The organism is Stenotrophomonas testudinis (genome assembly GCF_024499815.1).
Classification (GTDB): domain Bacteria; phylum Pseudomonadota; class Gammaproteobacteria; order Xanthomonadales; family Xanthomonadaceae; genus Stenotrophomonas.
This window is the reverse complement of record NZ_JAMOKY010000023.1, coordinates 18171-44049: the sequence shown is the minus strand read 5'-3', so window position 1 is coordinate 44049 and position 25879 is coordinate 18171. Positions and strand designations below refer to the sequence as shown.

General features: G+C 67.5%; 22 protein-coding genes. 11 read left to right on the top strand and 11 right to left on the bottom strand.

Annotated elements, in window-relative coordinates:
• Window positions 1-32: 32 nt before the first annotated feature.
• From NQ204_RS13205 to NQ204_RS13195, 3 genes are all read right to left on the bottom strand, one after another.
• Window positions 33-539, bottom strand: coding sequence for a GNAT family N-acetyltransferase (locus tag NQ204_RS13205; RefSeq protein ID WP_256644096.1), 507 nt, complete (start codon window positions 537-539; stop codon window positions 33-35).
• 43 nt (window positions 540-582) lie between these two features.
• Entirely contained in the window at window positions 583-1167 is a 585-nt protein-coding gene (locus tag NQ204_RS13200; RefSeq protein WP_256644095.1) for a hypothetical protein, read from the bottom strand.
• A 159-nt stretch (window positions 1168-1326) separates the two neighbouring features.
• Window positions 1327-2232, bottom strand: coding sequence for a LysR family transcriptional regulator ArgP (locus NQ204_RS13195; protein WP_108768150.1), 906 nt, complete (start codon window positions 2230-2232; stop codon window positions 1327-1329).
• 138 nt (window positions 2233-2370) lie between these two features.
• Between NQ204_RS13195 and NQ204_RS13190 the strand changes: the two genes are divergently transcribed.
• The 4 genes from NQ204_RS13190 to NQ204_RS13175 all read left to right on the top strand — a co-directional run bounded on the left by NQ204_RS13190 (window position 2371) and on the right by NQ204_RS13175 (window position 9310).
• Window positions 2371-3006, top strand: a complete 636-nt coding sequence (locus NQ204_RS13190) for a LysE/ArgO family amino acid transporter (RefSeq protein ID WP_108764406.1) — start codon at window positions 2371-2373, stop codon at window positions 3004-3006.
• A 172-nt stretch (window positions 3007-3178) separates the two neighbouring features.
• Entirely contained in the window at window positions 3179-5170 is a 1992-nt protein-coding gene (locus NQ204_RS13185) for an alpha/beta hydrolase family protein (RefSeq protein ID WP_256644094.1), read from the top strand.
• A 93-nt stretch (window positions 5171-5263) separates the two neighbouring features.
• Window positions 5264-7249: an alpha/beta hydrolase family protein gene (locus NQ204_RS13180; RefSeq protein WP_256644093.1), complete on the top strand. Its 1986-nt coding sequence runs from the start codon at window positions 5264-5266 to the stop codon at window positions 7247-7249.
• A gap of 72 nt (window positions 7250-7321) precedes the next feature.
• Window positions 7322-9310, top strand: a complete 1989-nt coding sequence (locus NQ204_RS13175) for an alpha/beta hydrolase family protein (protein ID WP_256644092.1) — start codon at window positions 7322-7324, stop codon at window positions 9308-9310.
• Between the two features lie 23 nt (window positions 9311-9333).
• On the opposite strand, the gene NQ204_RS13170 is transcribed toward NQ204_RS13175, so the two are convergent.
• Both NQ204_RS13170 and NQ204_RS13165 read right to left on the bottom strand, forming a co-directional pair.
• Window positions 9334-11088, bottom strand: coding sequence for a peptide MFS transporter (locus NQ204_RS13170; RefSeq protein WP_256644091.1), 1755 nt, complete (start codon window positions 11086-11088; stop codon window positions 9334-9336).
• A gap of 98 nt (window positions 11089-11186) precedes the next feature.
• Window positions 11187-12335 carry an acetyltransferase domain-containing protein gene (locus NQ204_RS13165; protein WP_116863144.1) on the bottom strand — a complete coding sequence of 383 codons (1149 nt, stop codon included), beginning with the start codon at window positions 12333-12335 and terminating at the stop codon, window positions 11187-11189.
• A gap of 199 nt (window positions 12336-12534) precedes the next feature.
• Here NQ204_RS13165 and NQ204_RS13160 point away from each other — a divergent pair, with 199 nt between their 5' ends.
• The 3 genes from NQ204_RS13160 (at window position 12535) to NQ204_RS13150 (ending at window position 18125) form a co-directional block, all read left to right on the top strand.
• Window positions 12535-14499 (top strand): OPT family oligopeptide transporter, encoded by a 1965-nt coding sequence (locus tag NQ204_RS13160; RefSeq protein ID WP_108760163.1) that lies wholly within the window; start codon window positions 12535-12537, stop codon window positions 14497-14499.
• A gap of 176 nt (window positions 14500-14675) precedes the next feature.
• Window positions 14676-16754: an alpha/beta hydrolase family protein gene (locus NQ204_RS13155; protein ID WP_256644090.1), complete on the top strand. Its 2079-nt coding sequence runs from the start codon at window positions 14676-14678 to the stop codon at window positions 16752-16754.
• 126 nt (window positions 16755-16880) lie between these two features.
• A complete protein-coding gene (locus tag NQ204_RS13150) occupies window positions 16881-18125 on the top strand; it encodes a DUF819 family protein (protein WP_256644089.1) in 1245 nt (414 codons plus the stop codon).
• 30 nt (window positions 18126-18155) lie between these two features.
• On the opposite strand, the gene NQ204_RS13145 is transcribed toward NQ204_RS13150, so the two are convergent.
• The 5 genes from NQ204_RS13145 to NQ204_RS13125 are packed head-to-tail and all read right to left on the bottom strand — an operon-like array spanning window position 18156 to window position 21184.
• Window positions 18156-18635 (bottom strand): hypothetical protein, encoded by a 480-nt coding sequence (locus tag NQ204_RS13145; RefSeq protein ID WP_116864747.1) that lies wholly within the window; start codon window positions 18633-18635, stop codon window positions 18156-18158.
• A gap of 47 nt (window positions 18636-18682) precedes the next feature.
• Window positions 18683-18943, bottom strand: coding sequence for a cell division topological specificity factor MinE (minE, locus tag NQ204_RS13140; protein WP_079221044.1), 261 nt, complete (start codon window positions 18941-18943; stop codon window positions 18683-18685).
• Between the two features lie 2 nt (window positions 18944-18945).
• Window positions 18946-19755: a septum site-determining protein MinD gene (gene minD, locus NQ204_RS13135; RefSeq protein ID WP_108755675.1), complete on the bottom strand. Its 810-nt coding sequence runs from the start codon at window positions 19753-19755 to the stop codon at window positions 18946-18948.
• Between the two features lie 35 nt (window positions 19756-19790).
• The gene (gene minC / locus NQ204_RS13130) at window positions 19791-20579 is read right to left on the bottom strand and encodes a septum site-determining protein MinC (RefSeq protein WP_165835737.1); all 789 of its coding nucleotides are present in this window, start codon (window positions 20577-20579) and stop codon (window positions 19791-19793) included.
• Window positions 20580-20587: 8 nt separating this feature from the next.
• Entirely contained in the window at window positions 20588-21184 is a 597-nt protein-coding gene (locus NQ204_RS13125; RefSeq protein ID WP_108764416.1) for a GNAT family N-acetyltransferase, read from the bottom strand.
• A 151-nt stretch (window positions 21185-21335) separates the two neighbouring features.
• On the opposite strand from NQ204_RS13125, the gene NQ204_RS13120 reads away from it, so the two are divergent.
• The 4 genes from NQ204_RS13120 (at window position 21336) to NQ204_RS13105 (ending at window position 24948) form a co-directional block, all read left to right on the top strand.
• On the top strand, window positions 21336-22529 hold the full coding sequence (locus tag NQ204_RS13120; RefSeq protein ID WP_108768159.1) for a sensor histidine kinase: 1194 nt from the start codon (window positions 21336-21338) through the stop codon (window positions 22527-22529).
• Window positions 22529-23170, top strand: coding sequence for a response regulator (locus NQ204_RS13115; RefSeq protein WP_108746175.1), 642 nt, complete (start codon window positions 22529-22531; stop codon window positions 23168-23170). Before NQ204_RS13120 ends, NQ204_RS13115 begins: the two co-directional genes overlap by 1 nt.
• Window positions 23171-23401: 231 nt before the next feature.
• Window positions 23402-24475: a polyketide cyclase gene (locus NQ204_RS13110; protein WP_116864749.1), complete on the top strand. Its 1074-nt coding sequence runs from the start codon at window positions 23402-23404 to the stop codon at window positions 24473-24475.
• A gap of 101 nt (window positions 24476-24576) precedes the next feature.
• On the top strand, window positions 24577-24948 hold the full coding sequence (locus NQ204_RS13105; protein WP_116864750.1) for a DUF423 domain-containing protein: 372 nt from the start codon (window positions 24577-24579) through the stop codon (window positions 24946-24948).
• A gap of 120 nt (window positions 24949-25068) precedes the next feature.
• Here the strand turns inward: NQ204_RS13105 and NQ204_RS13100 are convergent, their stop codons facing one another.
• Window positions 25069-25878 (bottom strand): M15 family metallopeptidase, encoded by an 810-nt coding sequence (locus NQ204_RS13100; protein ID WP_256644088.1) that lies wholly within the window; start codon window positions 25876-25878, stop codon window positions 25069-25071.
• Window position 25879 lies beyond the last annotated feature (1 nt).

Here is a 25879-nt window from a genome sequence, read left to right as displayed (position 1 = left end):
GAAACAATGCCTTGCAGCAACCTGCCGCGATTTTAACCCGATCTGGTCCGGTTTTGATGCAATGCAGCATCCCGCCCCCCGGCGTCACGCGCTCCGACCAGGTCCAGGATCTCGTCGCCTGCCTCATCCACCTCGCCGGTGGCCTGCCAGCCCAGATGCCGGTAGAAACCGTGCGAACGCGAGCGCGGATCGGCCGAGCAGGCCAGGAACAGGCGGCCATGGCCGGCGACGCGGGCGAGACCGACCACCTCCTGCAGCAGGCGCTGGCCGATGCCGCGGCGTTCGTAGTCCGGCAGCAGCGCCAGCACCAGCACCTCGCCACTGTCGCGGTCGGCGAAGCCGTAGCCGACCACCGTGCCGTCGTCCTCGGCGATGCGGCCGATGAAATCGCCCTCGGCGATGCCTGCCGCCCAGCTCTCCGCGGTGATGCCCAGTTCGGCCAGCTGCGCGGCGCTGAAGGCGTTCTCGCGGGTACGCCCGCGCAGGTCGATGCAGGCGGCCGCATCAGTGGAAAGGGCGGGGCGGTAGTGGATCGTCATGCAGGTTCCTTCGGTAGCGCCGGGCCATGCCCGGCGGAAGCGTTCAATCACTGCCGATGGTGAAGTACTCCGCAGCGAAGTAGCCCACTTGGTACGCCAGTGCCACCCCGGCCAGCACCACCTGCGCGCGTGTCGTGCGCAGGTTCCAGCCCAGCACGCAGACCATCAGCATCAGCGCCGTGTGCAGCGGATAGGCCTCGCCCAGCAGGCGCCAGCGACTTTGCCCCTTGATCGCGGTATCCACAAGATCCAGAAGCGTCAGCGCGGCGATCGCGCTGAAGATCCAGCGCCGGCGCTGCATCAGGTAGGCGCCGTAGCTGCCGAAATCGCGCAGGTCATCCGGGAACAGCAGGGCGCACAAAAGGAACCACGTAGCGCCGTAAGTGATCACGAACAGATAGATCTCGAAGGTCCACTGGTGTACCTGGACCAGGCGGAATTCCCACCACCAGAACGTCACCAGCGATACCAGCGTCCAGGCCACCCAGCACAGGTGCAGGGCCGAACAGCCGCGCCGCTGCGGGTGCTCGATGATCTGCGCCAGCCCCTTCAGCAGCGTGGTGATCGACAGGCCCAGGATGATGCCCATCACCACGCGGATATGCAGGAACACCGGATCGGTCTGCATCGCCCAGCCCCCAGAAGGTCGGTTGCCGCGATGCTGGCACAGAAACAGGTCCCAAAAAATGGGGTCAGAGCCCGTTGCGCAGCAACCGGACCCACCCCGCCATTCCACGGAATGCCCGCTTCTGACGTTGACGTTGACGTTGCCGGCCAGCGGCCGGCACTACCGCTTCCGCCGGACCAGCGTGCTCGACGCCTCCAGCACCGCCCGGGTCAGCAGCGCCATCGTCTGCACATCGCCCTTCCAGTGCTGCCAGTACAGCGGCACGTCCTCCCACGCACGCTGCCGCACATACACCAGCCGCCCCGCATCCAGATGGCGCTTCACCAGCGGCAGCGGGTTCATCGTCCAGCCCAGCCCGCCCAGGTTGGCCTGCACGAAGGCCCGGGTGGAGGGGATCCACCACGTCGGCGCCGTGCTCGGCAGCGCATCGCCGGCCATCCGCTGGGCGAAGCGCGACTGCATGTCGTCCTTGCGGTTGAACACCAGCACCGGGGCCTGCGCCAGCGCCTGCGCCGTCACCCCCTTGGCGAAATGGCGCTCGCGGAACTCCGGCGTGCAGGTCGCCGCATAGCGGATGCTGCCCAGCGCATGGATCTGGCAGCCCTGCACCGGCTCGTCCAGCGTGGTCACTGCACCCAGCACCGTGCCCTGGCGCAGCAGCTCCACTGTGTGGTCCTGGTCTTCCACGCGCAGGTCCAGGGTGGTGCCGGTGTTCTGCGCGAACTGCTGCGCGGCCTGCGGGAACCAGGTTTCCAGACTGTCGTGGTTCACCGCCACCGGGATGCTCGCCTGCGGCAGGTCCTCGTCGGCCAGGCCCATGCGGTGCAGGGCGTCGTGCTCCAGCAGCGCGGTCTGCTCGGCCAGCTGGACCAGCAGCTGGCCCTCGGCGGTGGCCGTGGCCGGGGTGCCGCGCTTGACCAGCAGGCGGCCGATCCGGTCCTCCAGCGCCTTCACCCGCTGCGAGATGGCCGAAGGGGTGACATTCAGCGACTGCGCAGCGCGGTCGAAGCTGCCTTCGCGGATGACCGCTGCCAGAGCCCGCAGCTGGGCATGGTCGATGCGCATCGAATTAAGCTCCGCTAATGTTGGTTTAGTAAGTTTAGCTCGTCTTTCAAATGGTGCGGCGCGACAATGGCGCCCGTTCCGGTGCTGTCCGCCTTTGCGAGGCACCGTCCCCCCCAGTAAGACAAGGCAGTGAATCCCATGTTCTCGGTCATCTCCGCCAGCACCGGCCTCGGTGCCTGGTTCTCTGGTGCAGCTACCGGCGTCGGCCTGTTCGCCGTGGTCGGTGCCCAGAGCGCCTTCATCCTGCGCCAAGGCATCCTGCGCAAGCACATCGTGCCGGTGGTCGCCACCTGCGCGGCCATCGACGCCATCTTCATCTTCGCCAGCGTAGCCGGCCTGCGCACGCTCACCTCGGCGCTGCCGTGGCTGACCAGCGCCGTGCTGTGGACCGGTGTGGCCTTCTTGGCCTGGTATGCGATGAAATCCGCGCGCCGCGCCTTCGCCGGTGGCGGTGGCATGGGCGAGGCCGACAGCGATGACGGCAGCCGCCGTGCGGTGCTGCTGGCCGCGGTCGGCTTCTCGCTCATCAACCCGCATTTCTGGCTGGACATGATGGTGATCGGCTCGATCGCCGAGAACTTCGGCAATGCGCGCATGGCGTTCGCCGCCGGCGTGGTCACCGCCAGCTGCCTGTGGCTGACCGCGCAGGGCCTGGGTGCCCGCCTGCTGGCGCCGCTGTTCACCAAGCCCAGCACCTGGCGCGTGCTGGACGGCACCATCGCCGTCATCCTCAGCATCCTGGCGCTCACGCTGGCCATCCGCGGCGTGCACTGAGCACTGCACCGAACACCACACTCTCTCCAAGGTCGTGGCTGCGGCGGCATCGGAAACGATGCCGCCGTCCTTTTTTTTTCCGCAGCGCGTTTGTCCGTGGTGCTGGCGGCCGGGTACCGCCCCTGCCTAGAATTCCCGCAGGCGGACAGGGTGTCCGCGGCAAAGGGGATGGATGCGCAGTATTTTTCTGGCCGTCGGGCTGGCCCTGGCGTCGATGCCGCTTGCCGCGGCGACGGTCGACCTGGATCGTTTCCTGCAGCGGGAAACCTTCACCGACATCAAGATTTCACCCACGGGCGAGTACGTGGCCGCGACCGCGCCGGTGGAGGCCGGCACGCTGGTGGCGATCTACCGGATCGCCGACATGCAGCTGGTGGGCTCCTTCAGGCCGACGCGCAATAACCACGCCAGCACCTTCGACTGGGTCAGCCGTGATCGGCTGCTGGTCGGCCTGGCGGTGTCCTATGGTCCCCTGGACCGGCCCGGGCTGACCGGTGAGCTTTACGCGGTCAACGCCGATGGCAAGGAAGGCAAGCTGCTGGTGGGCGTCCGCTCGCCCGGCCGCGGCCGCGACCAGTCGGTGATGCCGGCCGATTCGGTGGTGGCGTTCCTGGCCGACGAACTGCGCGATGACGAGAGCAACGTCCTGCTGGCGGTCACTCCGCTCTTCAGCAAGGCCTCCACCCAGGTCGAGCGCATGGACGTGCTGACCGGGCGGCGCACGGCCGTGGCGCAGGCACCGATGGCCGATGCCGCGTTCACCACCGACAACCTTGGCCACGTGCGGTTCGCCCGCGCCCGCGATGACGACAACAAGCTCCGCCTCTACTACCGCCAGGATGAAGCTGCGCCTTGGGTGCTGGTGAACGACGAGGCGGCCAGCGGACACCTCGAATTCGCGCTCGGCTTCGATGCCAGCGACGAGATCGCCTACCTGCAGGTCGAGCAGGCCGAAGGCCCCGACACCATCGTCGCCTGGAACCCGCGCAGCAATGAGCGGCGCGACGTGCTGCGCGACCCGGTGCTCGATCCGACGCGGATCCTGATGCGCCCGGGTACCCGCCAGCCGGTGGGCGCGCTGTTCCTCGGCGAAGCCCCGCGCACCCGCTTCTTCGACGAGACCTCGGCCGAAGCACGGCTCTACCGCAGCCTCGAAGCCGGACTGGGCTCTGCGGTGAACGTGACCTCCAGCACCCACGACGGGCGGACGCTGCTGGTCGAATCGTGGTCGGGCAGCAATCCCGGCGACTTCCATCTCTACGACACCACCCGCAAGGCTGCGCGGCACCTGATCAGCCGCAGCGACTGGATTGACCCGGCCGAGATGGCCAGCGTGCGGCCGCTGCAGCTGACGGCACGCGACGGGCGCGCGCTGCGCGGCTTCGTCACCGTGCCGCACGGCCGCGAGTTGCGTGACCTGCCGATGGTGGTGATGCCGCACGGCGGCCCGTTCGGCGAATTCGACACCGGTGGCTACGACAGCGAGACGCAGATGCTGGCCGCGGCCGGCTACGCGGTGCTGCAGGTCAACTTCCGCGGTTCGTCCGGCCTTGGCCGCGACCACCTGCTGGCCGGCCAGAAGCAGTGGGGCCGGGCGATGCAGGACGATGTCACCGATGCCACCCGCTGGGCCATCGCGCAGGGCTGGGCCGACGCCGGACGCATCTGCATCTACGGCGCCAGCTATGGCGCCTACTCGGCAATGATGGGCGCCGCGCGCGAACCGGGCCTGTATCGCTGCGCGGCCGGTTTTGCCGGTGTCTATGACCTGCCGTTGATGCACGTCCGCGGCGACATCCGCGCCAACGCGTCGGGAAAGACCTATCTACGCGAGTGGCTGGGCGAGCCCAAGGAGCTGGCCGCGTGGTCGCCGGTCAACCTGGCAGGGCAGATCAAGGTGCCGGTGCTGCTGGCCGCCGGCCGCGACGACGTGCGCGCCCCACCGGTGCACACCGAGCGCATGGCCGCGGCGCTGAACAAGGCGCGCGTGCCGGTAGAAACGCTCTATTACCGCCATGAGGGGCACGGCCTGTACCGCGAAGCCAACCAGCGTGACTACTTCACCCACCTGCTGGCGTTCCTGTCGCGCAACCTTGGCGGAGCCACGGCCAGCCCGGCAGCGCCGCCGGCCACGCGGGCGGCACGCGCGACAAGGGCGCCCTGACGGGCGGGGCACGCGATCCGACACTGGCAGACCGCGCATCGGCCTGCCTACAATCGGGGGTGCGGACAGGGTGTCCGCTGTATAGGGGGAAGGATGCGCAGGACAATGATGGCCGCGCTGCTGGCGCTGGCCTGTGCCGCGCCGACTGCGGTCGGTGCCGTGGACCTGGAAAAGTACATCCGCCAGGAGACATTCCAGGACATCAAGATTTCGCCGGGGGGCGACTACTTCGCTGCCACCGTGCCGTTGGAAGACAGCACGGCTGTGGTCATCATGCGGACGTCGGACAACACGCCGATGGGCAGTTTCCGCCCGCCCCGCAACAATCATGCGACCAGCTTCGACTGGGTCAGCAACGAACGCGTGCTGATCGAGCTGTCCGAGAAGTTCGGCTCGCTGGATACGCCGCAGCGCACCGGTGAGCTGTACGCGGTCAACGCCAATGGCGGGCGCGGCGAGCTGCTGGTCGGCTACCGCGTGGAAGGCAATGGGCCCGGTACCCGCATCCAGCCGAAGAAGGTGGAGGCGGTGGCCGCCTTCCTCACCGACGAGCTGGCCAATGACGACCGCAACGTGCTGGTCGCGGTGTGGCCGTTCGGCAACGATCCCTTCACCCGCGTGGAGCGGCTGGACGTCACCACGGGTCGCCGCGTGCAGGTGGCGGGCTCGCCGGTGCGCAATGCCCGCTTCACCACCGACAACAAGGGCGAAGTACGTTTCGCCCATGGTTCCGGCACTGACAACGTCAACAAGCTCTACTACCGCCAGCCGGGCAACAACCAGTGGGTGATGGTCAACGACGAGGCGGTCAGCAGCCGGATCGAGACGGCCATTGGCTTTGCTGAAGACAACAGCGTGGCTTACCTGCAGGTCCAGCAGCCGAAGGGCCCCGACGCCATCGTCAGCTGGAACCCGGAGACCGGCGAGCGGAAGACGCTGCTGGCCGATGACGTGGTCGATCCGTACCACATCATCTTCCGCAACGGCACGCGCGTGCCGGTGGGTGCGCTGTACCTGGGCGACACCACCCGCAGCCGTTTCTTCGACGAGACCTCGGCCGATGCGCGCCTGTACCACAGCCTGGAAGCGGCCTTCAAGCAGCCGGTCTACATCACCTCCAGCACGCGCGACGGCAAGAAGGTGCTGGTGGAAACCTGGACCGGCAACGATCCCGGCTCGTTCTACGTGTTCGATACCGTGGCCAAGTCGGCGCAGCACCTCATCAGCCGCAGCGAGTGGCTGGACGTGGAAAAGACCGCGCCGGTGCGCGCTGTATCGCTGAAGGCCCGCGATGGCCTGCCGCTGCACGGCTTCCTGACCCTGCCGCACGGCAGCGACGGTCGCAACCTGCCGATGGTGGTGCTGCCGCACGGTGGTCCGTACGACATCTTCGACTCCGGCCGCTATGACATGGAATCGCAGATGCTGGCCGATGCCGGCTATGCGGTGCTGCAGGTCAACTATCGTGGCTCGGGCAACTACGGCCGCGCGCACACCCAGGCCGGTGCACGGCAGTGGGGCGGCGCCATGCAGGACGACGTCACCGATGCGACACGCTGGGCCGTCGCGCAGGGCATCGCCAACAAGGACCGCATCTGCATCTACGGTGCCAGCTATGGCGCCTACTCGGCGATGATGGGTGCCGCGCGCGAACCGGGCATGTACAAGTGTGCCGCCGGCTACGTGGGGGTGTATGACCTGCCGATGATGTTCACCCGTGGCGACATCCAGAACCGCGGTTCGGGCATGACCTACCTGCGTGACTGGCTGGGCGACCCGGCGAAGCTGGGCGCGGCCTCGCCGGTCACCCTTGCCGGGCAGATCAAGGTGCCGGTGTTCCTCGCGGCCGGTGGCGAAGACAAGCGCGCGCCGATCGAGCACACCAAGCGCCTTGAAGCAGCACTGAAGAAGGCGGGCACGCCGGTGGAAAGCCTGTACTACAGCACCGAAGGCCACGGCTTCTACCGGCCCGAGCACGAACGCGAGTACTACAGCCGCCTGCTGGCGTTCCTGTCCAACAGCCTGGGTGGGGCCCAGGCCAGTGCGGCAGCGCCGAAGGCCAGCGGCAAGGCGCCGTAAGTCCAACCGCGCACGCCGCGCGTGCGCTTCAGCAGGCCGGGCAGCCACGGCTGCCCGGCCAGGGGAGACATCATGAAACCTTCCATCCTGCTGGCCGGGATGCTGGCGCTGTGCGGCGCGGGCCAGGCCCGTTCGGCCGAGCTCGCGCTGGACGACTACCTGCGCCGCGCCGAGTTCAATGACATCCAGCTCTCGCCCACCGGTGAGTACCTGGCGATGACCCTGCCGCTGGAAGATGCAACCGCCGTCGCCATCCTGCGCACCAGCACCATGGAGCTGGTCGGCAACTTCCGGCCGCCGCGCAACAACCACGCCGACAGCGTCGACTGGGTCAGTGACAACCGCCTGCTGATCGGCCTGGCCGAGAAGTGGGGCGCGCTGGACGCGCCGCGGCCCACCGGCGAGCTGTATGCCATGGATGCCAACGGCAAGCGTGGTGACCTGCTGGTCGGCTACCGCGCACGCCCGGACGAGCCGGGCCTGGTCAGCGGCCGCAGGGTGGAGCCAGTGGCGGCCTTCCTCGCCGACCCGCTGCAGGGCGATGACCGCAACGTGCTGATCTCGCTGTGGCCGTTTGCCAATGACACCAGTGCACGGCTGGAACGGTTGGATGTGGTCACCGGTCGCCGCGTGCTGGTCTCGCGCTCGCCGGTGCAGCGGGCCACGTTCACCACCGACAACGCGGGGGTGCTGCGCTTCGCCCGTGGCGCTGGCGAAGACAACGTCAACAAGCTGTATTACCGCCAGGATGACGGCCGCTGGACGCTGCTCAACGATGAAGACAGCAGCTACCGCATCGAACGTCCGATCGGTTTTTCCGCCGACAACCAGCTGGCCTACCTGGTGGTGCAGCAGGCCAGCGGGCCCGATGTGGTGGTCAGCTGGAATCCGCAGACCAACGAGCGCCGCACCCTGCTGCAGGATGCAGCGGTCGATCCGACCTACATCATCCACCAGCCGGGCACGCGGGTGCCGGTCGGCGTGCAGTTCGTGGGTGCGGCTCCGCGCAGCGCGTTCTTCGACGAGCAGACGCCCACCGCGCGTATCCAGCGCATGCTGGAAAAAGCCTTCCCTGGCCACGTGGTCAGCCTGTTGTCGGCCACCCGTGACAATGCGCGCATCCTGGTCAAGGTCGACTCGGGAAAAAATCCCGGTGACTGGTTCCTGTTCAACACGGCCACCCGCGAAGCGGCGTTCCTGACCGCGCGCAACCGCTGGTTCGACCGCGACGGCGGTGCCAGCGTGCGTCCTGTGACCCTGGCCGCACGCGATGGCATGCCGTTGCACGGCTTCCTTACCGTTCCCCACGGCAGCGATGGCCGCGGGCTGCCGATGGTGGTGAAGCCGCATGGAGGCCCCATCGGCGAGTTCGACGACGGCAGCTTCGAGCGCGACAACCAGTTGCTGGCGGCGGCCGGCTATGCGGTGCTGCAGGTCAACTTCCGGGGCTCGGGCAATCATGGTCGCGCGCATACCCAGGCCGCCGCGAAACAATGGGGCCGCGCCATGCAGGACGATGTCACCGATGCCACGCGCTGGGCCATCGCAGAAGGCATCGCCGATGCACGGCGCATCTGCATCTACGGCGCCAGCTACGGCGCGTACTCCGCGCTGATGGGGGTCGCCCGCGAGCCCGCGCTGTACCGCTGCGCGGCCGGTTATGTGGGCGTGTACGACCTGCCGCTGATGTTCAAGCGCGGCGATGTGCAGGACCGCACGTCGGGCGTGAACTACCTGCGCGACTGGCTGGGCGAGCCAGCAACACTGGCGGAGGTTTCGCCGGTGAACCTGGCGGCCCGGATCAAGGTGCCCGTACTGCTGGCGGCGGGGCGCGAAGACCAGCGTGCGCCCGTGCAGCACACCGAGCGCATGGAAGCGGCGTTGAAACAGGCCGGCGTGCCGGTGGAAGCGGCCTACTACGCGCGCGAAGGGCATGGCCTGTATGGCGAGGCCAACCGGCGCGACTACTACACCCGGCTGCTGGCGTTCCTCGCACGCAGCCTGGGGGGCGCCACCGCCGCACCAGCATCTGCGGCGGCGGGCAAGGCCAAGGCGCCCTGAGCGGGCGCCGGTGCACGGGGGGGCTACTTCACCCCGTGCATCATCCGCTTCAGCAGCGGCGCGGCGATGAAGGCCAGCACTGCACAGCCCAGGCCGATCCACATCAGCAGCCAGAACAGGTGCGCATAGGCGCCTGCGGCCGCCACCATGTCCAGCGTCTCTCCTTCGGGAACCTCGATCGCCGCCAGCTTGCCGAACAGCGCGGCCAGCGTTTCGGAGAACGCGGTGGCCAGGAACCAGGTGCCCATCATCAGGCTCATCACCCGCGGCACGGCCAGCTGGGTCACCGCTGACAGGCCGACCGGCGACAAGCACATCTCGCCGCTGGCCAACAGGAAGTAGGCCAGCACCAGCCACCACACGCTGGCCATTTCACCCGTGGCGCTGACCTGCTGCGCGGCCAGTGCCAGCGGCACGAACGACAGCGCACCGATGACCAGGCCCCAAGCCGACTTCACCGGCTTGCCCGGCTCCCAGCCGCGGCGGTCCATCCAGGTCCACAGCGCGGCGAACGCCGGGGCCAGCAGCACCAGGAACAGGCCGCCCAGATAGGTGAGCGAGCCGGCCGTCTGCGGAATGACCAGGCAGTCGCGCACCAGCAGCACCAGCATCAGCGCGACGATGACGATGAAGAATGCACGCGGCGCGTTCGAGCCCGGGCGGCGCTCGGACAGGCGCGCGCTGACCACGAAGCCCAGCGGTGCCAGCAGCAGCGAGATGATCGACCACGGCAGCGGGGTGCCACCGGTGATGACCAGCGCCGGCACGATGTCCTTGGTCAGCAGGCGATCGGTGAAGGTGACCCACGAGCCGTAGGACTGCTCGTACATCGTGAAGAACACCAGCGCCATGAAGATCAGCACCATCAGCGCGATCATCTGCTGGCGCTGCACCGGGGTGCACTTGCTGCCGGTGAACCAGGCGAACCAGACCAGCACGCCGCCCAGCACCACCAGCATCAGCATCAGCGCCAGGCTGATCTCGCCGCCCAGGGCGAAGGCACCGTTGCCTGCGGCCCACATCAGCCAGGCCACCGGCAGCACGCCGACCACCGCGCACAGGTAGATCAGCCATTCGCGCGGCAGGCCCAGCACCTTCTGCTTCAGTGCGGCCGGCTGCGGTGGTTCGGCGTGGCCCTGCAGGTACTTCTGGCCCCACAGGAACATCGCCAGGCCGGCGAGCATGCCGATGCCGGCGGCGCCGAAGCCGTACTTCCAGCCATAGGCCTCGCCGAGGAAGCCGCAGACCAGCGAGGAGAACAGCGCGCCGAGGTTGATGCCGGCGTAGAACAGCGAGAAGCCCGAATCGCGGCGCGGGTCGTCCTGCGGGTAGAGCTTGCCGACGATGGTGGAGATGTTCGGCTTGAGGAAGCCGACGCCCATGATGATCAGCGCCAGCGACAGGTAGGTCACCGCCAGGGCCGAGGTATCGCGCACCACCTCACCGTTGACCCGGTAAGCGGCGTGGCCCTCGAAGGCCATGCCGAGGTGGCCCAGCACCAGCAGGATGCCGCCGAACAGCACCGCCCGGCGCATGCCCAGCCAGCGGTCGGCCAGCATGCCGCCGAACACGGGGATGCAGTAGACCAGGCCGCCGTAGGCGCCCAGCAGGTCCAGGCCGGCTTTGTCGCCGAACAGGTGGTACTTGGTGAGATACAGCAGCAGCAGCGCCTTCATCCCGTAGAAGGAGAAGCGTTCCCACATTTCGGTGAAGAAGCAGACGTAGACGCCTTTCGGGTGGCCGAGGAAGTCGTCGGAAGCGATCGCGGTGGAATTCATCGGCGGATTATAGGCGCGCGCCGGGTAGCGCCGGGCATGGCCCGGCGGCCCCAGTAGATCCACGCCATGCGTGGATGGGGCTCATCACGCGCGGTCGATTACAGGTAGCGCAGCCAGGCCAGGTCGCGGCGGCGCGCCTTGAACCGGCCGAACAGCAGCGTCGGCGGATACATCGCCACCGCCAGCGCGCAGGCCACCAGCAGCAGGCCGGCCACCGAATCCAGCGCGTACAGGCTGCCGTGGGTCGGCCCCCAGGTCGCCAGCGCGGCCACGTACAGCAGCTTCAGTACGTACAGATGCAGCAGGTAGAAGAACATCGGCGCTGCACCGATATCGGCCAGCGGTCGTAGCGCGCGGGCCAGCGGCGGCCATTCGTACAGGCGCAGCAGCAACAGGCCCACGCCCAGGGTCAGCAGCAGGAACTGCAGCGACGGCGGGTACTTGGTCACGTTGAACACACTCATCCAGGTGCGCAGGGCGCTGTCCTGGTGCTGCCACGGCGCCTCGCCATAGCTGTTGGCCAAGCGCAGCAGGGCGAACGCGGCCAGCGCGCCCAGCCCGGCCCACAGCAGCCAGCGCTGGCGCTGCACCGGGTCGCGGTCGCGGGCGAACCACGGACCCATCAGGTAGCCCAGCACGATCACCCCGATCCACGGCAGTACCGGGTAGGACGTGCGCAGGCGCAGCACGCCGGTTTCGATCCAGTCGCGCTGGTGCAGCACCTTCCACAACACGGCCAGCACGCCGTTGCCTTCCACGCGCACGCCATCGACCAGGTTGTGGCCGGCCACCAGCAGCACGCCCAGCACCAGCAGCGCCGGGCGCGGCAGCCACAGCAGGCCGGCCAGCGCGATCATGCTCAGGCCGATGGCCCAGATCACCTGCAGGTACAGCGTGTCCGGCGGGAACTGGAAGGTCCAGGCGAAGTTGACCAGGGTCAGTTCCAGCACCACCAGGAACAGGCCGCGCTTGAGCAGGAAGGCGGCGATGGCGCGGCGCGGGTCGGCCTGGCGCTGGCCGTACAGCCACGCCGACAGGCCGGTGAGCAGCACGAACACCGGGGCGCACAGATGCGCCAGCAGGCGGCAGGCGAACAGGGCAGGGGAGACGCTGGCCGCGTCCATCGGGTCGCCGACCTGGTGCTGCAGGAAGAAGGTCTCGCGCACGTGGTCGAGCAGCATCAGCAGCATCACGGTGCCGCGCAGCTGGTCGATGGAGGCCAGCCGGAGAGAGGGGGAAGGGGGCATGTGGAGCAACGGCTGGGTACAACATAAAGATATAACATATCATTTACAGGGCGGCCAGTCCGGCTTTGCTGCATCGGCCGGTTGCCTGTGCACGTCCGCGGCCGTTGCACTGCAGCAGCCGGCCCCATCCTTTGGCACGCTGGACTTGCTCTGCCCTGAACGCTAGCGTGGCAGGGATTTTTTGCCAGCAGGGGCTTCCATGAACCATGACGCTGCGCCCAAGCAGCTCACCTTCCGCGCAGTGGCCCTGGCCATCGTGCTGGCGGTGGTGCTGTCGGCGGCCAACGCCTATCTCGGTCTGTTCGCAGGCCTGACCATCGCCACCGCCATTCCCGCGGCGGTTATTTCCATGGGCGTGCTGCGCCTGCTGGGCGGTGGTTCCATCCTCGAAAACAACATCGTCCAGACCGGCGCTTCGGCCGGTTCGTCCATCGCCGCCGGTGTCATCTTCACCATCCCGGCGCTGGTCATCATGGGCTACTGGCCGGACTTCAAGTACTGGTGGGTGCTGGGCATCGCCGGTCTCGGCGGCCTGCTGGGCGTGCTGTTCTCGGTGCCGCTGCGCCGTTCGATGATCGTCGAAGACCCGCTGCCCTTCCCGGAAGGCAAGGCCGCGGCCGAAGTGCTCAAGGCCGGTGAAAACCCCGGCCCGGGCCTGAAGATCCTCGGCCTGTCTGCCGTGATCGGTGCCTTCGTCAAGCTGGCCGCCGAAAGCGGCCTGCGCCTGATCCCCGATGCCTGGTCGACCTCGGCCTACGTCGGCAGCTCCAAGATCACCGCTTTCATCGGCACCAACCTGTCGCCGGCCCTGCTGGGCGTGGGCTACATCGTCGGCCTGAATGTCGGCATCGTGGTCGTGTCCGGCTCGATCCTGACCTGGCACATCGCCATTCCGATCTACCAGGCGTTCTTCATGAACACCGATCCGGCCCTGGCCGCGTCGGTTGCCGCTGCTTCGTCCACGGAGGCCGCGTTCGCCATCTGGGGCGCGAAGATGCGCTACCTGGGCGTCGGCGCGATGCTGATCGGCGGCATCTGGACCCTGATCTCGCTGCGCAAGTCGCTGCTGAACGGCGTCAAGAGCGGCTTCGCCGCCGCGCGCAAGAGCGGCGGCCCGGTGCTGGCGCATACCGAACGCGACCTGCCGATGAAGTGGATGCTGGTCGCCCTGGTGGTCTTCGTGCTGCCGCTGCTGGCCCTGTACCAGGCCATCGTCGGCCAGTGGCATGTGTCGATCCCGATGACCATCATCATGATCGTCGCCGGCTTCCTGTTCGTGTCGGTCTCGGCCTACCTGGCCGGCCTGATCGGTTCGTCCAACAACCCGGTCTCGGGCATCACCATCTCCACCATCCTGTTCGCCTCGGCCGTGCTGGTCGTGCTGCTGGGCGCCGATGGCCTGAAGCCGGTCGGTGCCGGCGGGGCGCCGCTGGGCGCGGTGGCCGCCATCATGATCGGCGCGGTGGTCTGCTGCGCCGCCGCGGTGGGCGGTGACAACCTGCAGGACCTCAAGGCCGGCTACATCGTCGGTGCCACCCCGTGGAAGCAGCAGCTGATGCTGGGCATCGGCGCGTTCTCGTGCGCGCTGATCATGGCCCCGGTGCTGAACCTGCTGGCCACCGCCTACGGCATCGGCGTGAAGTCCGAGCTCCACCCGAACGCGCTGGCCGCCCCGCAGGCGAACCTGATGGCCTCGGTGGCCAAGGGCCTGTTCGGTGGCGAGCTGCCGTGGACCTTCATCGGCATCGGTGCCGTGGTCGGTGCGGTCATCATCGCCTTCGACAGCTGGCTGAAGTCGCGCAACTCGCGCTTCCGCGTGCCGGTGCTGGCTGCCGCCATCGGCATCTACCTGCCGCTGGAACTGATGGTGCCGATCTTCCTGGGCGGCCTGATCGCCTACCTGGTCGAGCGCTTCCACAAGGTGCGTGGCGATGACGAAGAAGGCCGCGACCGCGTGCACAAGCCGGGCGTGCTGTTCGCCGCCGGCCTGATCACCGGCGAGGCGCTGATGGGTATCGCCATCGCCGTGCCGATCGTGGTCAGCAGCCGCGCCGACGTGTTGGCCCTGCCGTTCCACCTGCCGGCCGCGCAGTGGTTCGGTCTGGCCGTGCTGTTCCTGGTGGGCTGGCTGATCTACCGCACCGGCAAGCGCGCCATGGCGTGATGGCTGGGCCCATGTAGAGCCGAGCCTGTGCTCGGCTGCCCTGGCAAACCGCGCTACGGCGCGGTTTGCTTTTTCTGGCGGTGGAACGCCCCCCGCGGGCGGTCATGACCGATGGCCTTGGCAGCCCCGCCCGCACGGGCCTACCATCGGTTTTTTGCCGTCCTGCGGAGATCCCGATGAAACTGCGTCATGCCCTGCTGCCACTGAGCCTGCTGGCCGCCCTGCCCAGCGTCGCCGCTGCCCGTGGCCTGGAAGTCCGCGACATGGTCGCCATGGATCGCGTCTCCGCCCCGGTCCTGACCGCTGACGGCGGCACCGTGGTGTTCGCCAAGCGCACTACCGACGCCAACCTCAAGTCCAGCACCGCGCTGTTCGCGCGCAACCTGCGCACCCGCGATGCGGCACCGCCGAAGCAGATCACCCCGGCCGGCTGGAACGTCAATTCGGCCTCGCTGTCGGCCGACGGCCAGACCGTGTACTTCCTCAGTGCCAAGAACGGCAGCCAGCAGCTGTACGCGCAGGGCATCAGTGGCGGCACCCCGCGCCAGCTGACCGATTTCCCGGTGGACGTGGACAGCTACCACGTCTCGCCGCAGGACGACCGCGTGCTGTTCAGCGCCGGCGTGTTCCAGGCCTGTGCCTCGGACCTGGCCTGCACCGAGAAGAAGCTCAAGGACGTGGCTGACGCCAAGGCCAGCGGCAAGGTCTTCGATTCGCTGTTCGTGCGCCATTGGGACACCTGGAACGACGGCCGACGCAACACCCTGTTCGTGGCCCCGCTGCCGGCGGCCAAGGCCGGCCCGGTGAAGGGCGCCTCGGCGCTGAGCGCGACCATCGATGGCGACGCACCGTCCAAGCCGTTCGGCGGCAACGACGATTTCACCTGGTCGCCGGACGGCGCCAGCGTGGTCGCCAGCATCCGCGTGGCCGGCAAGCAGGAACCGTGGTCGACCAACTTCGACCTGTACCGCTTTGATGCCGCCGGCAAGCAGGCGCCGGTCAACCTGACCGCCGCCAACCCGGCCTGGGATGCCGGCCCGGTGTTCAGCGCCGACGGCAAGACCCTGTTCTACCGCGCCATGAAGCGCCCCGGCTTCGAAGCCGACCGCTTCGGCCTGATGGCGATGGACCTGGCCAGCGGCAAGGCCCGCGAGATCGCCCCGCAGTGGGATCGTTCGGCCGGTGAGATCACCCTGTCCGCCGATGGCGCCAGCATCTACACCACCACCGACGATCTCGGCGAGCACCCGCTGTTCCAGATCGACGTGGCCAGCGGCAAGGCCACCAAGGTCATCGGCGATGGCACCGTGTCCTCGGTCAGCGTGGCCGGCAACAGCGTGGCCATCACCCGCAACAGCCTGAAGAGCAACGACCAGGTGCTGGTCGGCATGCTGCCGGCCGCCGGCCAGCCGATCGGCGAGCTGCGCGCGCTGACCCCGGCCGCCGGCGAGGTGCTGAAGGACGTCAACTTCGGCGACTTCGAACAGTTCGAGTTCAGGGGCTGGAACAACGACACCGTGCACGGCTACGTGGTCAAGCCGCACAACTACCAGGAAGGCAAGTCCTATCCGGTCGCGTTCCTGATCCACGGCGGCCCGCAGGGCAGCTTCGGCAACGGCTGGAGCTACCGCTGGAACCCGCAGACCTACACCGGCCAGGGCTATGCCGTGGTCATGATCGACTTCCACGGTTCCACCGGCTACGGCCAGGCCTTCACCGATGCGATCAGCCAGCACTGGGGCGACCGCCCGCTGGAAGACCTGCAGAAGGGCTGGAGCGCGGCGCTGAAGAAGTATTCCTTCCTCAACGGCGACAAGGCCTGCGCGCTGGGCGCCAGCTACGGCGGCTTCATGGTCAACTGGATCGCCGGCAACTGGAACAGCCCGTTCAAGTGCCTGGTCAACCATGACGGCGTGTTCGACCAGCGCATGATGGGTTACGCCACCGAAGAACTGTGGTTCACCGAGTGGGAGCAGGGCGGCACGCCGTACGAGAAGGCCGCCAACTTCGAGAAGTTCAATCCGGTCAACCACGTGGCCGACTGGAAGAAGCCGATCCTGGTCATCCACGGGCAGCAGGACTTCCGCATTCCGGTCGAGCAGGGCCTGGCCGCGTTCACCGCCGCCCAGCGCCAGGGCATCGAATCGAAGTTCCTGTACTTCCCGGACGAGAACCACTGGGTGCTGAAGCCGAACAACAGCATCCTGTGGCATGACACCGTCAACGCCTGGCTGAAGCAGCACATCGGCGAATAAGCGTTACCGGCGCCGCCCTCGTGGCGGCGCCCGGCTTTTTGTAGAGCCGAGCCATGCTCGGCTGCTCTGTGCCTCCTTTCCCGCCAACAGCAGCCGAGCATGGCTCGGCTCTACACGAGCGCCTGCATGCCTTCGACCGCCCTGATCCAGAACGACATCGTCGTCTTCGGTTTGATCGCCGCCACCCTCGGCGCCGTGTTCTGGACCGCCTCGCGCGAACAGGGGCTGTGGAAACGCTTCTACACCTTCGTGCCGGCCCTGCTGCTGTGCTACCTCATTCCCGGCATCTACAACACCATCGGCCTGATCGACGGCCAGAACACCAAGCTCTACAACCCCATCGCACGCGACATCCTGCTGCCGGCGGCGCTGATCCTGCTGACCCTGGCGGTGGACATCAAGGGCATCCTGCGGTTGGGCCCGAAGCTGGTGCTGATGTACCTGGGCGCTTCGGCCAGCATCATGCTCGGCGCGGTGGTGGCCTTCCTGGTGATGCGCGCGATCCATCCCGATACCGTGGCCGGCGACACCTGGGCCGGCATGGCCGCACTGGCCGGCAGCTGGATCGGTGGCGGCGCGAACATGCTGGCGATGCGCGAAGTCTTCGACGTCAACGCGACCACCTTCGGCCAGTTCGCCGTGGTCGATGTCGGCGTGGGTTACGTGTGGATGGCCGCGCTGATCTTCCTGGCCGGGCGTGCGGCGAAGATCGATGCGCGCAGTGGCGCCAATACCTCGGCGATCGATGAACTGAAGGAGCGCATCGCGCGCTTCCAGGCCGAGCACGAGCGCATTCCCAGCCTGACCGACCTGATGCTGATCGTGGCGGTTGCCTTCGGCGGCGTCGGCCTGTCGCACGCCATCGGCGCGCCGCTGGCCGCCTGGTTCAAGGGCAATGTCAGCTGGGCCTCGCAGTTCAGCCTGGATGCGCCGTTCGTGTGGGTGGTGGTGCTGTCGACCACGCTGGGCCTGAGCCTGAGCTTCACCCGCGCGCGCACTCTGGAAGGCGCGGGCGCCTCGCGCCTGGGCTCGCTGCTGCTGTACTTCCTGATCGCCTGCATCGGCATGCAGATGGACCTTCTGGCGCTGCTGGACCGCCCGTGGCTGTTCCTGCTCGGCATCATCTGGATCGCCGTGCACATCGCCCTGCTGTGGTGCCTGGGCAAGCTGCTGAAGGTGCCGTTCTTCTATTTCGCCATCGGTTCGCAGTCGAACATCGGTGGCCCGGCCTCGGCGCCGGTGGTGGCTGCGGCCTTCCATCCGGCATTGGCGCCGGTGGGCGTGCTGCTGGGCACGATGGGCTATGCCACCGGCACGTACCTGGCGTACATCGTCGGCATCACCCTGCGCGCGCTGGCGGGGCAGGGCTGATCCTGTAGAGCCACGCCATGCGTGGATGCTTTACGCCACTGGCAACCCGCGTTCGAGCAACCACGCCCGCGCATCTTCCGCGTCCTGTTCGAACCAAGCCTTGGTCGACCCCAGCCGATACGTATACCCCCACGCATCCATGTCTGCCATCAGCTGCTCGCTGCCCACGCCGGGCAGCTGCCCGGCCAGCACGATCTGCAGGTAGCAGGTGGCATCTTCCTCGGGCACCGAGTCGGTGGCGTCGGTATGCACCTGCGCGCGCCGCTCCGGCGGCAGCACGATCAGGTGGCAGGCTTCATGCAGCATCGAATGCACCGGCGTATCGTCGCGCACGTAGACGTCGCTGGCGATGATGCCGGCCTCGGGTTCGCCCCAGTAGCTGCCAGGAATCGGCGCACCGGCCGCCACGTGGTGCAGGCGCAGGTCATGCGCGGCGAGCAGCCGCTGCGCATCGGCGAAGGCGATATCGCCGACGCGAGTGACGTTCGGTTCGGGTGCGGTGTCGGTCATGCGGGGTCACGCGGCCCCGCCCATGCAGGCACGGGCGGGGCAGGGGGTCAGGGTTTTTCCGGGCCTTCAGGCAGCGCCACGGAGATGTCCAGCACATCGTGCTGGCCATCCTTCACCAGGTCGACCTTCACCGCGTCGACGTCGATGTTGACGTACTTCTTGATCACTTCCAGCAGCTCGCGCTGCAGCAGTGGCAGATAGTCCGGGCCACCGCGGTTGCTGCGTTCCTGCGCGATGATGATCTGCAGGCGGTTCTTCGCGGTTTCGGCGGTGGTCTTCTTCGCTTTGAGGAAATCGAACAGGCCCATGCTTACCCTCCGAACAGCTTGCTGAAGAAGCCCTTCTTCTCGACGTTGGTGAAGCGCATCGGGCGCTCTTCGCCGAGGATGCGTGCAACGGCATCGTCGTAGGCCTGGCCGGCGGCCGATTCCACGTCCAGGATGACCGGCTCGCCCTTGTTGGAGGCATTGAGCACGTCGCCCGATTCGGGGATCACGCCGATCGCCTTCAGGCCCAGCACTTCCTCGACGTCGGCGATGCTCAGCATCTCACCGCTTTCCACGCGCACCGGGGTGTAGCGGGTCAGCAGCAGGAAGGCCGGCACGTTCTGGCCCGATTCGGCCTTGTGGGTCTTCGAATCCAGCAGGCCGATGATGCGGTCCGAATCGCGCACCGAGGACACTTCCGGGTTCACCACCACCACGGCGCGGTCGGCGAAGTACATCGCCAGGAAGGCGCCCTTCTCGATGCCGGCCGGGGAGTCGCAGATGATGTAATCGAAGCCGTCGGCGGCCAGGTCCTTCAGGACCTTGCCCACGCCTTCCTGGGTCAGCGCATCCTTGTCGCGGGTCTGCGAGGCAGCCAGCACGTACAGGTTGTCGAAGCGCTTGTCCTTGATGAGGGCCTGCTTGAGCGTCGCTTCGCCGTGCACGACGTTGACGAAGTCGTACACCACGCGGCGCTCGCAACCCATGATCAGGTCGAGGTTGCGCAGGCCGACGTCGAAGTCGATCACGGCCACCTTCTTGCCGCGCCGTGCGAGGCCGCACGCCAGGCTCGCGCTGGAAGTGGTCTTGCCGACGCCGCCCTTGCCGGAGGTGACTACGATGATTTCAGCCAAAGGACTTCTCCTGATGATTCTGTTTTGGGGCTGCGTCAGTCCAGCGCAGCGATCTTGATCTGGTCCTGTTCCAGCCACACCTGCACGGCCTTGCCGCGCAGGTTGTCCGGCACATCGTCCAGTACCTTGTAGTGGCCTGCAATGGCGACCAGTTCCGCATGGAAATCACGGCAGAAAATACGTGCCGCGGTGTTGCCCTGGGCCCCTGCCAGCGCGCGGCCGCGCAGGGTCCCGTAGATATGAATGCTGCCGTCGGCGATGACCTCGGCGCCTGCGCCGACGGTGGCCATCACGGTCAGGTCGCAGTTTTCCGCGTACAGCTGCTGGCCCGAGCGCACGTTGCCCAGCTGCATGCGGCCCGGCTGCGGTGCGGCCGCATCGGCGGCGTTGCCCACCGGTGCGACGGGGGCCGGGGCCGGTTCGGCCTTGGCGGCACGACGCGGTTCCGGTGCGGGCGCGGGCGGCGGCGGGGCCGGTTCGGCCTCGGCACGCTCGTACTGCGCACGGAACTTGGCCAGCAGCGGCAGGCCCAACTGCTGCGAGAGCAGGTCGACCGCCGTGGTGCCATAGGCCAGCGCCACCGGCAGCACGCCGGCGCTGCGCAGGCCATCCACCAGCGCCTGCGCGGTGGCCGCGTCGGGCACCTGGCTCAGGCCGCCGAAATCGAGGATGACCGCCGCGCGGCCGAACAGCTTCGGCGCACGGTTCACGCGCTCCTGCATTTCCTGCACGAGGCGTTCGACATCAAGGGTACGGATGCGCAGGTTGGCGATGCCCACCTGGCCGATCTTCAGTTCACCGGCCTGTTCGTAATCGAAATTCACCGCCACGCTCAGGTCCCCGTCGGCCGCTGTGCCTGCACCGGCAGCTGCCGGTCACGCGCCCATGCCACATCCGGCAGCTTGCCGCCGTAGGTCTCGTGGACCCACGGGTAGCTGCACAGTTCCTTGGCCAGCATGCTGGCGCGCACGTCGACGTGCGGCATGGTGTTCTGGCCCAGCTCGCGGAAGCCGAAGCTGCCGTGGAAGAGCAGGGCGGCGTCGGCGCCGTGGTCCAGGAACACCTCGCAGGTCATCTGCGGGTAGCGCAGCTCGGCAAAGCTCTGCGCATCGGCATAGAACGCACGGCCGACGCCCCCACCGCGACGGCGGCTGGCGACCACGATGCGGTCGATATAGAAGAAGGGCGTGGCCAGCTGCTGCTTGAACCAGGCGAAGTTGCTGCTGTCGTGCTGGCTGTCGCTGCCGAAGCCGATCAGGAAGCCGGCCAGGTTGCCGTCGCGCTCGGCGACGCGGAAATATTCAGCGGTTTCGTAGAACAGGTGCAGGCGTGCGGCATCCAGCGGAAGGATGGCCAGGCCAGCATTGTTGTTCAACGCCAGGACGGAATCGAGCTCGTGCTCGCGCACGTCGCGGATGACAATCGACATTGTGACTCCGTGGGGTAACGCGGTTGGTCCATCAACGGACCCTGCGCACGATTATTGCATGCCCGGGGCGGGCTGCGGCATGAACAGGGGGAAGGGCATGCATGACTTCCGCCAGAGTGCAGCAGGCAGGCTTCAACCGTAGAGTGCTGGCATGTTGGGAGTCCTCAGCCATACCCGTGTCCTGCGACTGGCCGGCCTGTTTACCTGGGTCATGGTCGGCCTGCCCCTGGCCTATTCGCAGTTCGAGAACCTGCATGCCCGTGCCGACATGGGCGGCTGGGCCGTGCTGCTGTTCCTGGCGTACCTGTCCTTTGGCGCGGCCTACTTCCGGCTGACCCGCTCGCTGCGCAGCGACAGCCACACCACCTGGCTGGACCGTGGCCTGCTGCTGCTGCTCACCGTGTCCGCGCTGGGGGTCAGCTTCCTCAGCGGCTCGGGCCTGGGCAGCATCCTGATGATGGTCGCCGCCGGGGTCATCCCGTGGATGCTGTCGGTGCGGCTGGGCGTGCTGTGGCTGCTGGTCAGCCAGCTGGCCGTGGCGCCGGTCTATTACATGCTGCTGCGCTTCCCGCTGTTCGAGGCGGTGATGCAGTCGCTGCTGTATGGCGGCTTCTCCATGTTCATCTTCGTGACCAGCCTGGTCGCGCGACAGCAGACCGAGGCCCGCGACGAGCAGCGCCGCCTGAACGCCGAGCTGCGCGCGACCCGCGCCCTGCTGGCCGAAAGCGCCCGGGTCAACGAGCGCACCCGCATCTCGCGCGAGCTGCACGATGTGCTGGGCCACCAGCTGACCGCGCTGACCCTGAACCTGGAAGTGGCCGGGCACCTGGCCGAGGGCCAGGCGCTGGAGCACGTCAAGCGCTCGCATACCCTGGCCAAGCTGCTGCTGGGCAACGTGCGCGAGGTGGTCAGCCAGCTGCGCGAGACCGGCGCCATCGACCTGGCTGCCGCGCTGCGCCCGCTTACCGAGAACGTGCCCTCGCTGGACATCGTGCTGGACGTGGAGGAGCCGCTGAACGTGGAAGACCCGCAGCGCGCCCACGTGCTGCTGCGCTGCACCCAGGAGATCATCACCAACGCGGTGCGCCACGCCCAGGCGCGCCACCTGTGGATCCGGGTGTACCGTGAGGTGCCTGGCCTGGTGGTGGTGGACGCCCGCGACGACGGCGTCGGCGCACAGATGGTCAATGCGGGCAATGGCTTGCGCGGGATGCGCGAACGCCTGCAACAATGTGGCGGCCAGCTGCAGGTGGATACCCACCCCGGCGAAGGCTTCCGCCTGCGGGCCACGGTTCCGGCAACGGTACTGGCGGCCCTCACCGAGGTTCCTGAAGGAGTGCGTTGATGATTCGCGTCTGCCTGGTCGATGACCAAACCCTGGTGCGGCAGGGAATCCGCTCCCTGCTGGCGCTCGACGACGGTATCGAAGTGGTGGCCGAGGCCGCCGATGGCCGCCAGGCCGTCGAACTGGTGCCGCAGGTGCGTCCGGACGTGGTCCTGATGGACATGCGCATGCCGGTGATGTCGGGCCTGGAGGCGCTGCAGGTGCTGTCGCGCCAGGAACAGCTGCCGCCGACCATCATCCTGACCACCTTCGACGACGACCAGCTGGTGCTGGCCGGGCTGAAGGCCGGTGCCAAGGGCTACCTGCTCAAGGACGTCACCCTGGCGCAGCTGGTCGGTGCCATCCGCACCGTCGCCGACGGCGGTTCGCTGGTGCAGCCGGCGGTGACCCAGCGCCTGCTGTCGGGCCTGGAGCACATGCGCAACGACTTCGTCAGCCTGGACCGCCCGGACCCGCTGACCGACCGCGAGACCGAGATCCTGCGCCTGATGGCCAGCGGTTTCTCCAACAAGGAGATCGCCAATTCATTGGGGGTCGCCGAAGGGACCATCAAGAATCACGTGTCCAACATCCTGTCCAAGCTGGGGGTGCGCGACCGCACCCGCGCCGTGCTGAAGGCGTTCGAACTTCAGCTGGTCTGAAAAAGTCCTTTTGCGACAACGATTTGGGCCAGGCCCGGGGCGCCGGAGCAGGGTGCCCCCTACTTGCGGGGGCCCCGGATGCGTTACTCTTCAAAATCTTTGTCCATACAAATCCGCAGCCGGCACGGAAACCGGTGCGCCAATCCGATAAACAATGCCTGCGAAGCCTGCTAGGATTGGCGCTTCGCTTCAATCAACCCGGCCGTGGGATCGGCCCCGGAGACTCTCTGAATGACCCGTATTATCGAGTTCCTGATCGCCTTGGGGATCGTGGCTGGCCTGTTCGTCATTATTGGCGTCTGTCTGCCGGGCGAGCGTCACATCACCGAAAGCATCGAGACCAACCGCAAGATGACGATCGTGTACGACACGGTCAACAGCCTGCGCCGCTTCAAGGACTGGAACCCGCTGGTACTGCGCGATCCCGCCGTTGATCTGAAGCTGTCCGGCCCGGCCTCCGGCGTCGGTGCCACTCTCGACTTCTCCTCCAAGGACCTGGGCAACGGTTCCTGGAAGATCACCGAGTCGGAAGAGAACAAGCGCGTTGTGATTGCCGTCGAGGACCCGACCAAGGGCCACGACAAGGTGACCACCTTCACCCTGGAGCCGACCGGCAAGGGTGGCCGCAACGTCAAGATCACCCAGGATTACTCGGTGAAGTACGGCTTCGACCTGTTCGGCCGCTACGCAGGCCTGTATGTCAGCCGCCAGATCGGCGATGACATCAAGATGGGTCTGTCGCGGATGGCGAACATGCTGGCCACCGTGCCGAACGTCGACTACCGCACCGCCGAAGCCCCGCTGACCGATCTGGCGATCGTGGAAGTGCCGGCTGAAGACCTGCTGGTCGTCAACGCCGGTAACGTCGACCGCGGCGAGGCCACCATCACCAAGTCCATCAAGGACAACCAGGAGTGGATCAAGCGCGTGATGGAGGCCAATGGTCTCGAAGCCGCTGGCCCGTTCCGCATCATCACCACCGATTTCGGTGCTGAGAAGTACGCCTTCGACATCGCCCAGCCGGTGAAGAAGAAGGGTACCGAGGGCACCGCCGCTGAAGAACTCAGCGTCAAGATCGACGGTGGCGCACCGGTGAAGTACGTCCGCGTTGCTCCGCATCGTTCGGCCCATGCGGCCTACACCGGCCACATGGCTGGCCTGGACATCGCCCGCAACGCCCTGCGTGCCTGGGCTGTGACCAACGGTTCGGAAGTGGTCGATCGCCCGTACGAATCCTGGAAGGACGGTCTGGAAAAGTCGTTCACCCCGGAAGGTACCTACGACATCTACTGGGCCGTCAAGTAAGCCTCGGCTGACCCATGTAATGTTGGATACGAAAACGCGCCGCTTCCTGCGGCGCGTTTTTTTTGATCTGCGCCCCGAGGGGCGCTGCGCAAGGAGCAGTCATGTTCAATCCGGAACGACGCGCGCGTAAGCCTTCCCTGCTGGCCTGCCTGGGCGCGCTGCTGGCCGCGGCCTCGATCGGCCTGTCCGCCTACGCGGCGCACGGCGTGGCCGATCCGCTGGCCCAGCAGCATCTGAACATGGCCGCGCTGTATGCCTTCGCCCACGGCGCGGTGCTGCTGGCGCTGGGCCCGCGCCAGCAGGGGGCGATCGCCCACCTGGGCCTGTATGTGCTGCTGCTGGGCGTGCTGCTGTTCTCCGGCAGCCTCGCCGGTGCGGCCCTGTTGCAGTGGCCGACGCGGCTGGCGCCGGTGGGCGGCACCACGCTGATGGCAGGGTGGGTGCTGCTGGCGATCAACGCGCTGAGGCGCTAAACGCCGTTGCGACTTCGGCCGCCGGGCACGGCCCGGCGCTACCGGGTGGGTCGGCGTGATCCGTGTAGCGCCGAGCCTGCGCTCGGCTGCATTTGATCGGAGCCGAGCATGGGCTCGGCTCTACAGTGAGCCTTTCCAGCACCAGTGCCACGGCTCGTAGACGATGCCGTGCGGGTTGTCGCGGGGGTAACTCAGGCTGAAACCATGCGTGCCGGCATTCGCCTGCAGCCAGGCAAACGCGTCCGTTGCTTCGAAGGTTTCCTCGGCCGGGGCATCGCCCGGCGTGCCGATGTCCAGGGCATGGCCGCTGTGGTGTTCACTGAACCCCGGTGCCGCGTTGACCTTGAGGATTTCGGCCACGCTCAGCCCGCGCGCGAGTTTCCGTTCGAAGATGCCCAGCTGGTAAGCGTGGCTGCGGAAGCCGGAGATCGCATCCAGGGCCACCCCATCCCGCGCGGCATGCAGGCGCATGCGGCGCCAGCCCTGCACGGCGCCACGGCGCAGCCACAGCGGTCGGCCGAAGCGGTCGCGGCCAGCAGAATGCAGCACGCAGGGTTCGGCCTCCAGCGCCAGACCGCTGTCCTGCGCGTATTTCTGCGCATCCAGCCCCAGCTGCTGCAGGCGCTGCTGCAGGCCGGCCAGCGGCAGCCACTGTGCGTCCAAGGTCGCCGCAAACGGGCGCGCTGCGGCAGCGCCGTCCAGCAGCGCCAGCGCGTCCTCCACGCCGGGTTCGCGCGGCAGGTGCGGCACCAGCGAATGCACGCCCTGCGGCAGCACCGCCGCCAGATAGCGGCCATCGCGCTTGCGCCGCAGCACCCAGCGCGCACGCGCAAGCAGGCGCGCATCGAGGTTGCTGCGCGCACGCAGCAGGTTGGCCGGCCACAGTTCCACGGCCTCGGTGTTGATCAGCAGGGGGGCATGACGGTGCATG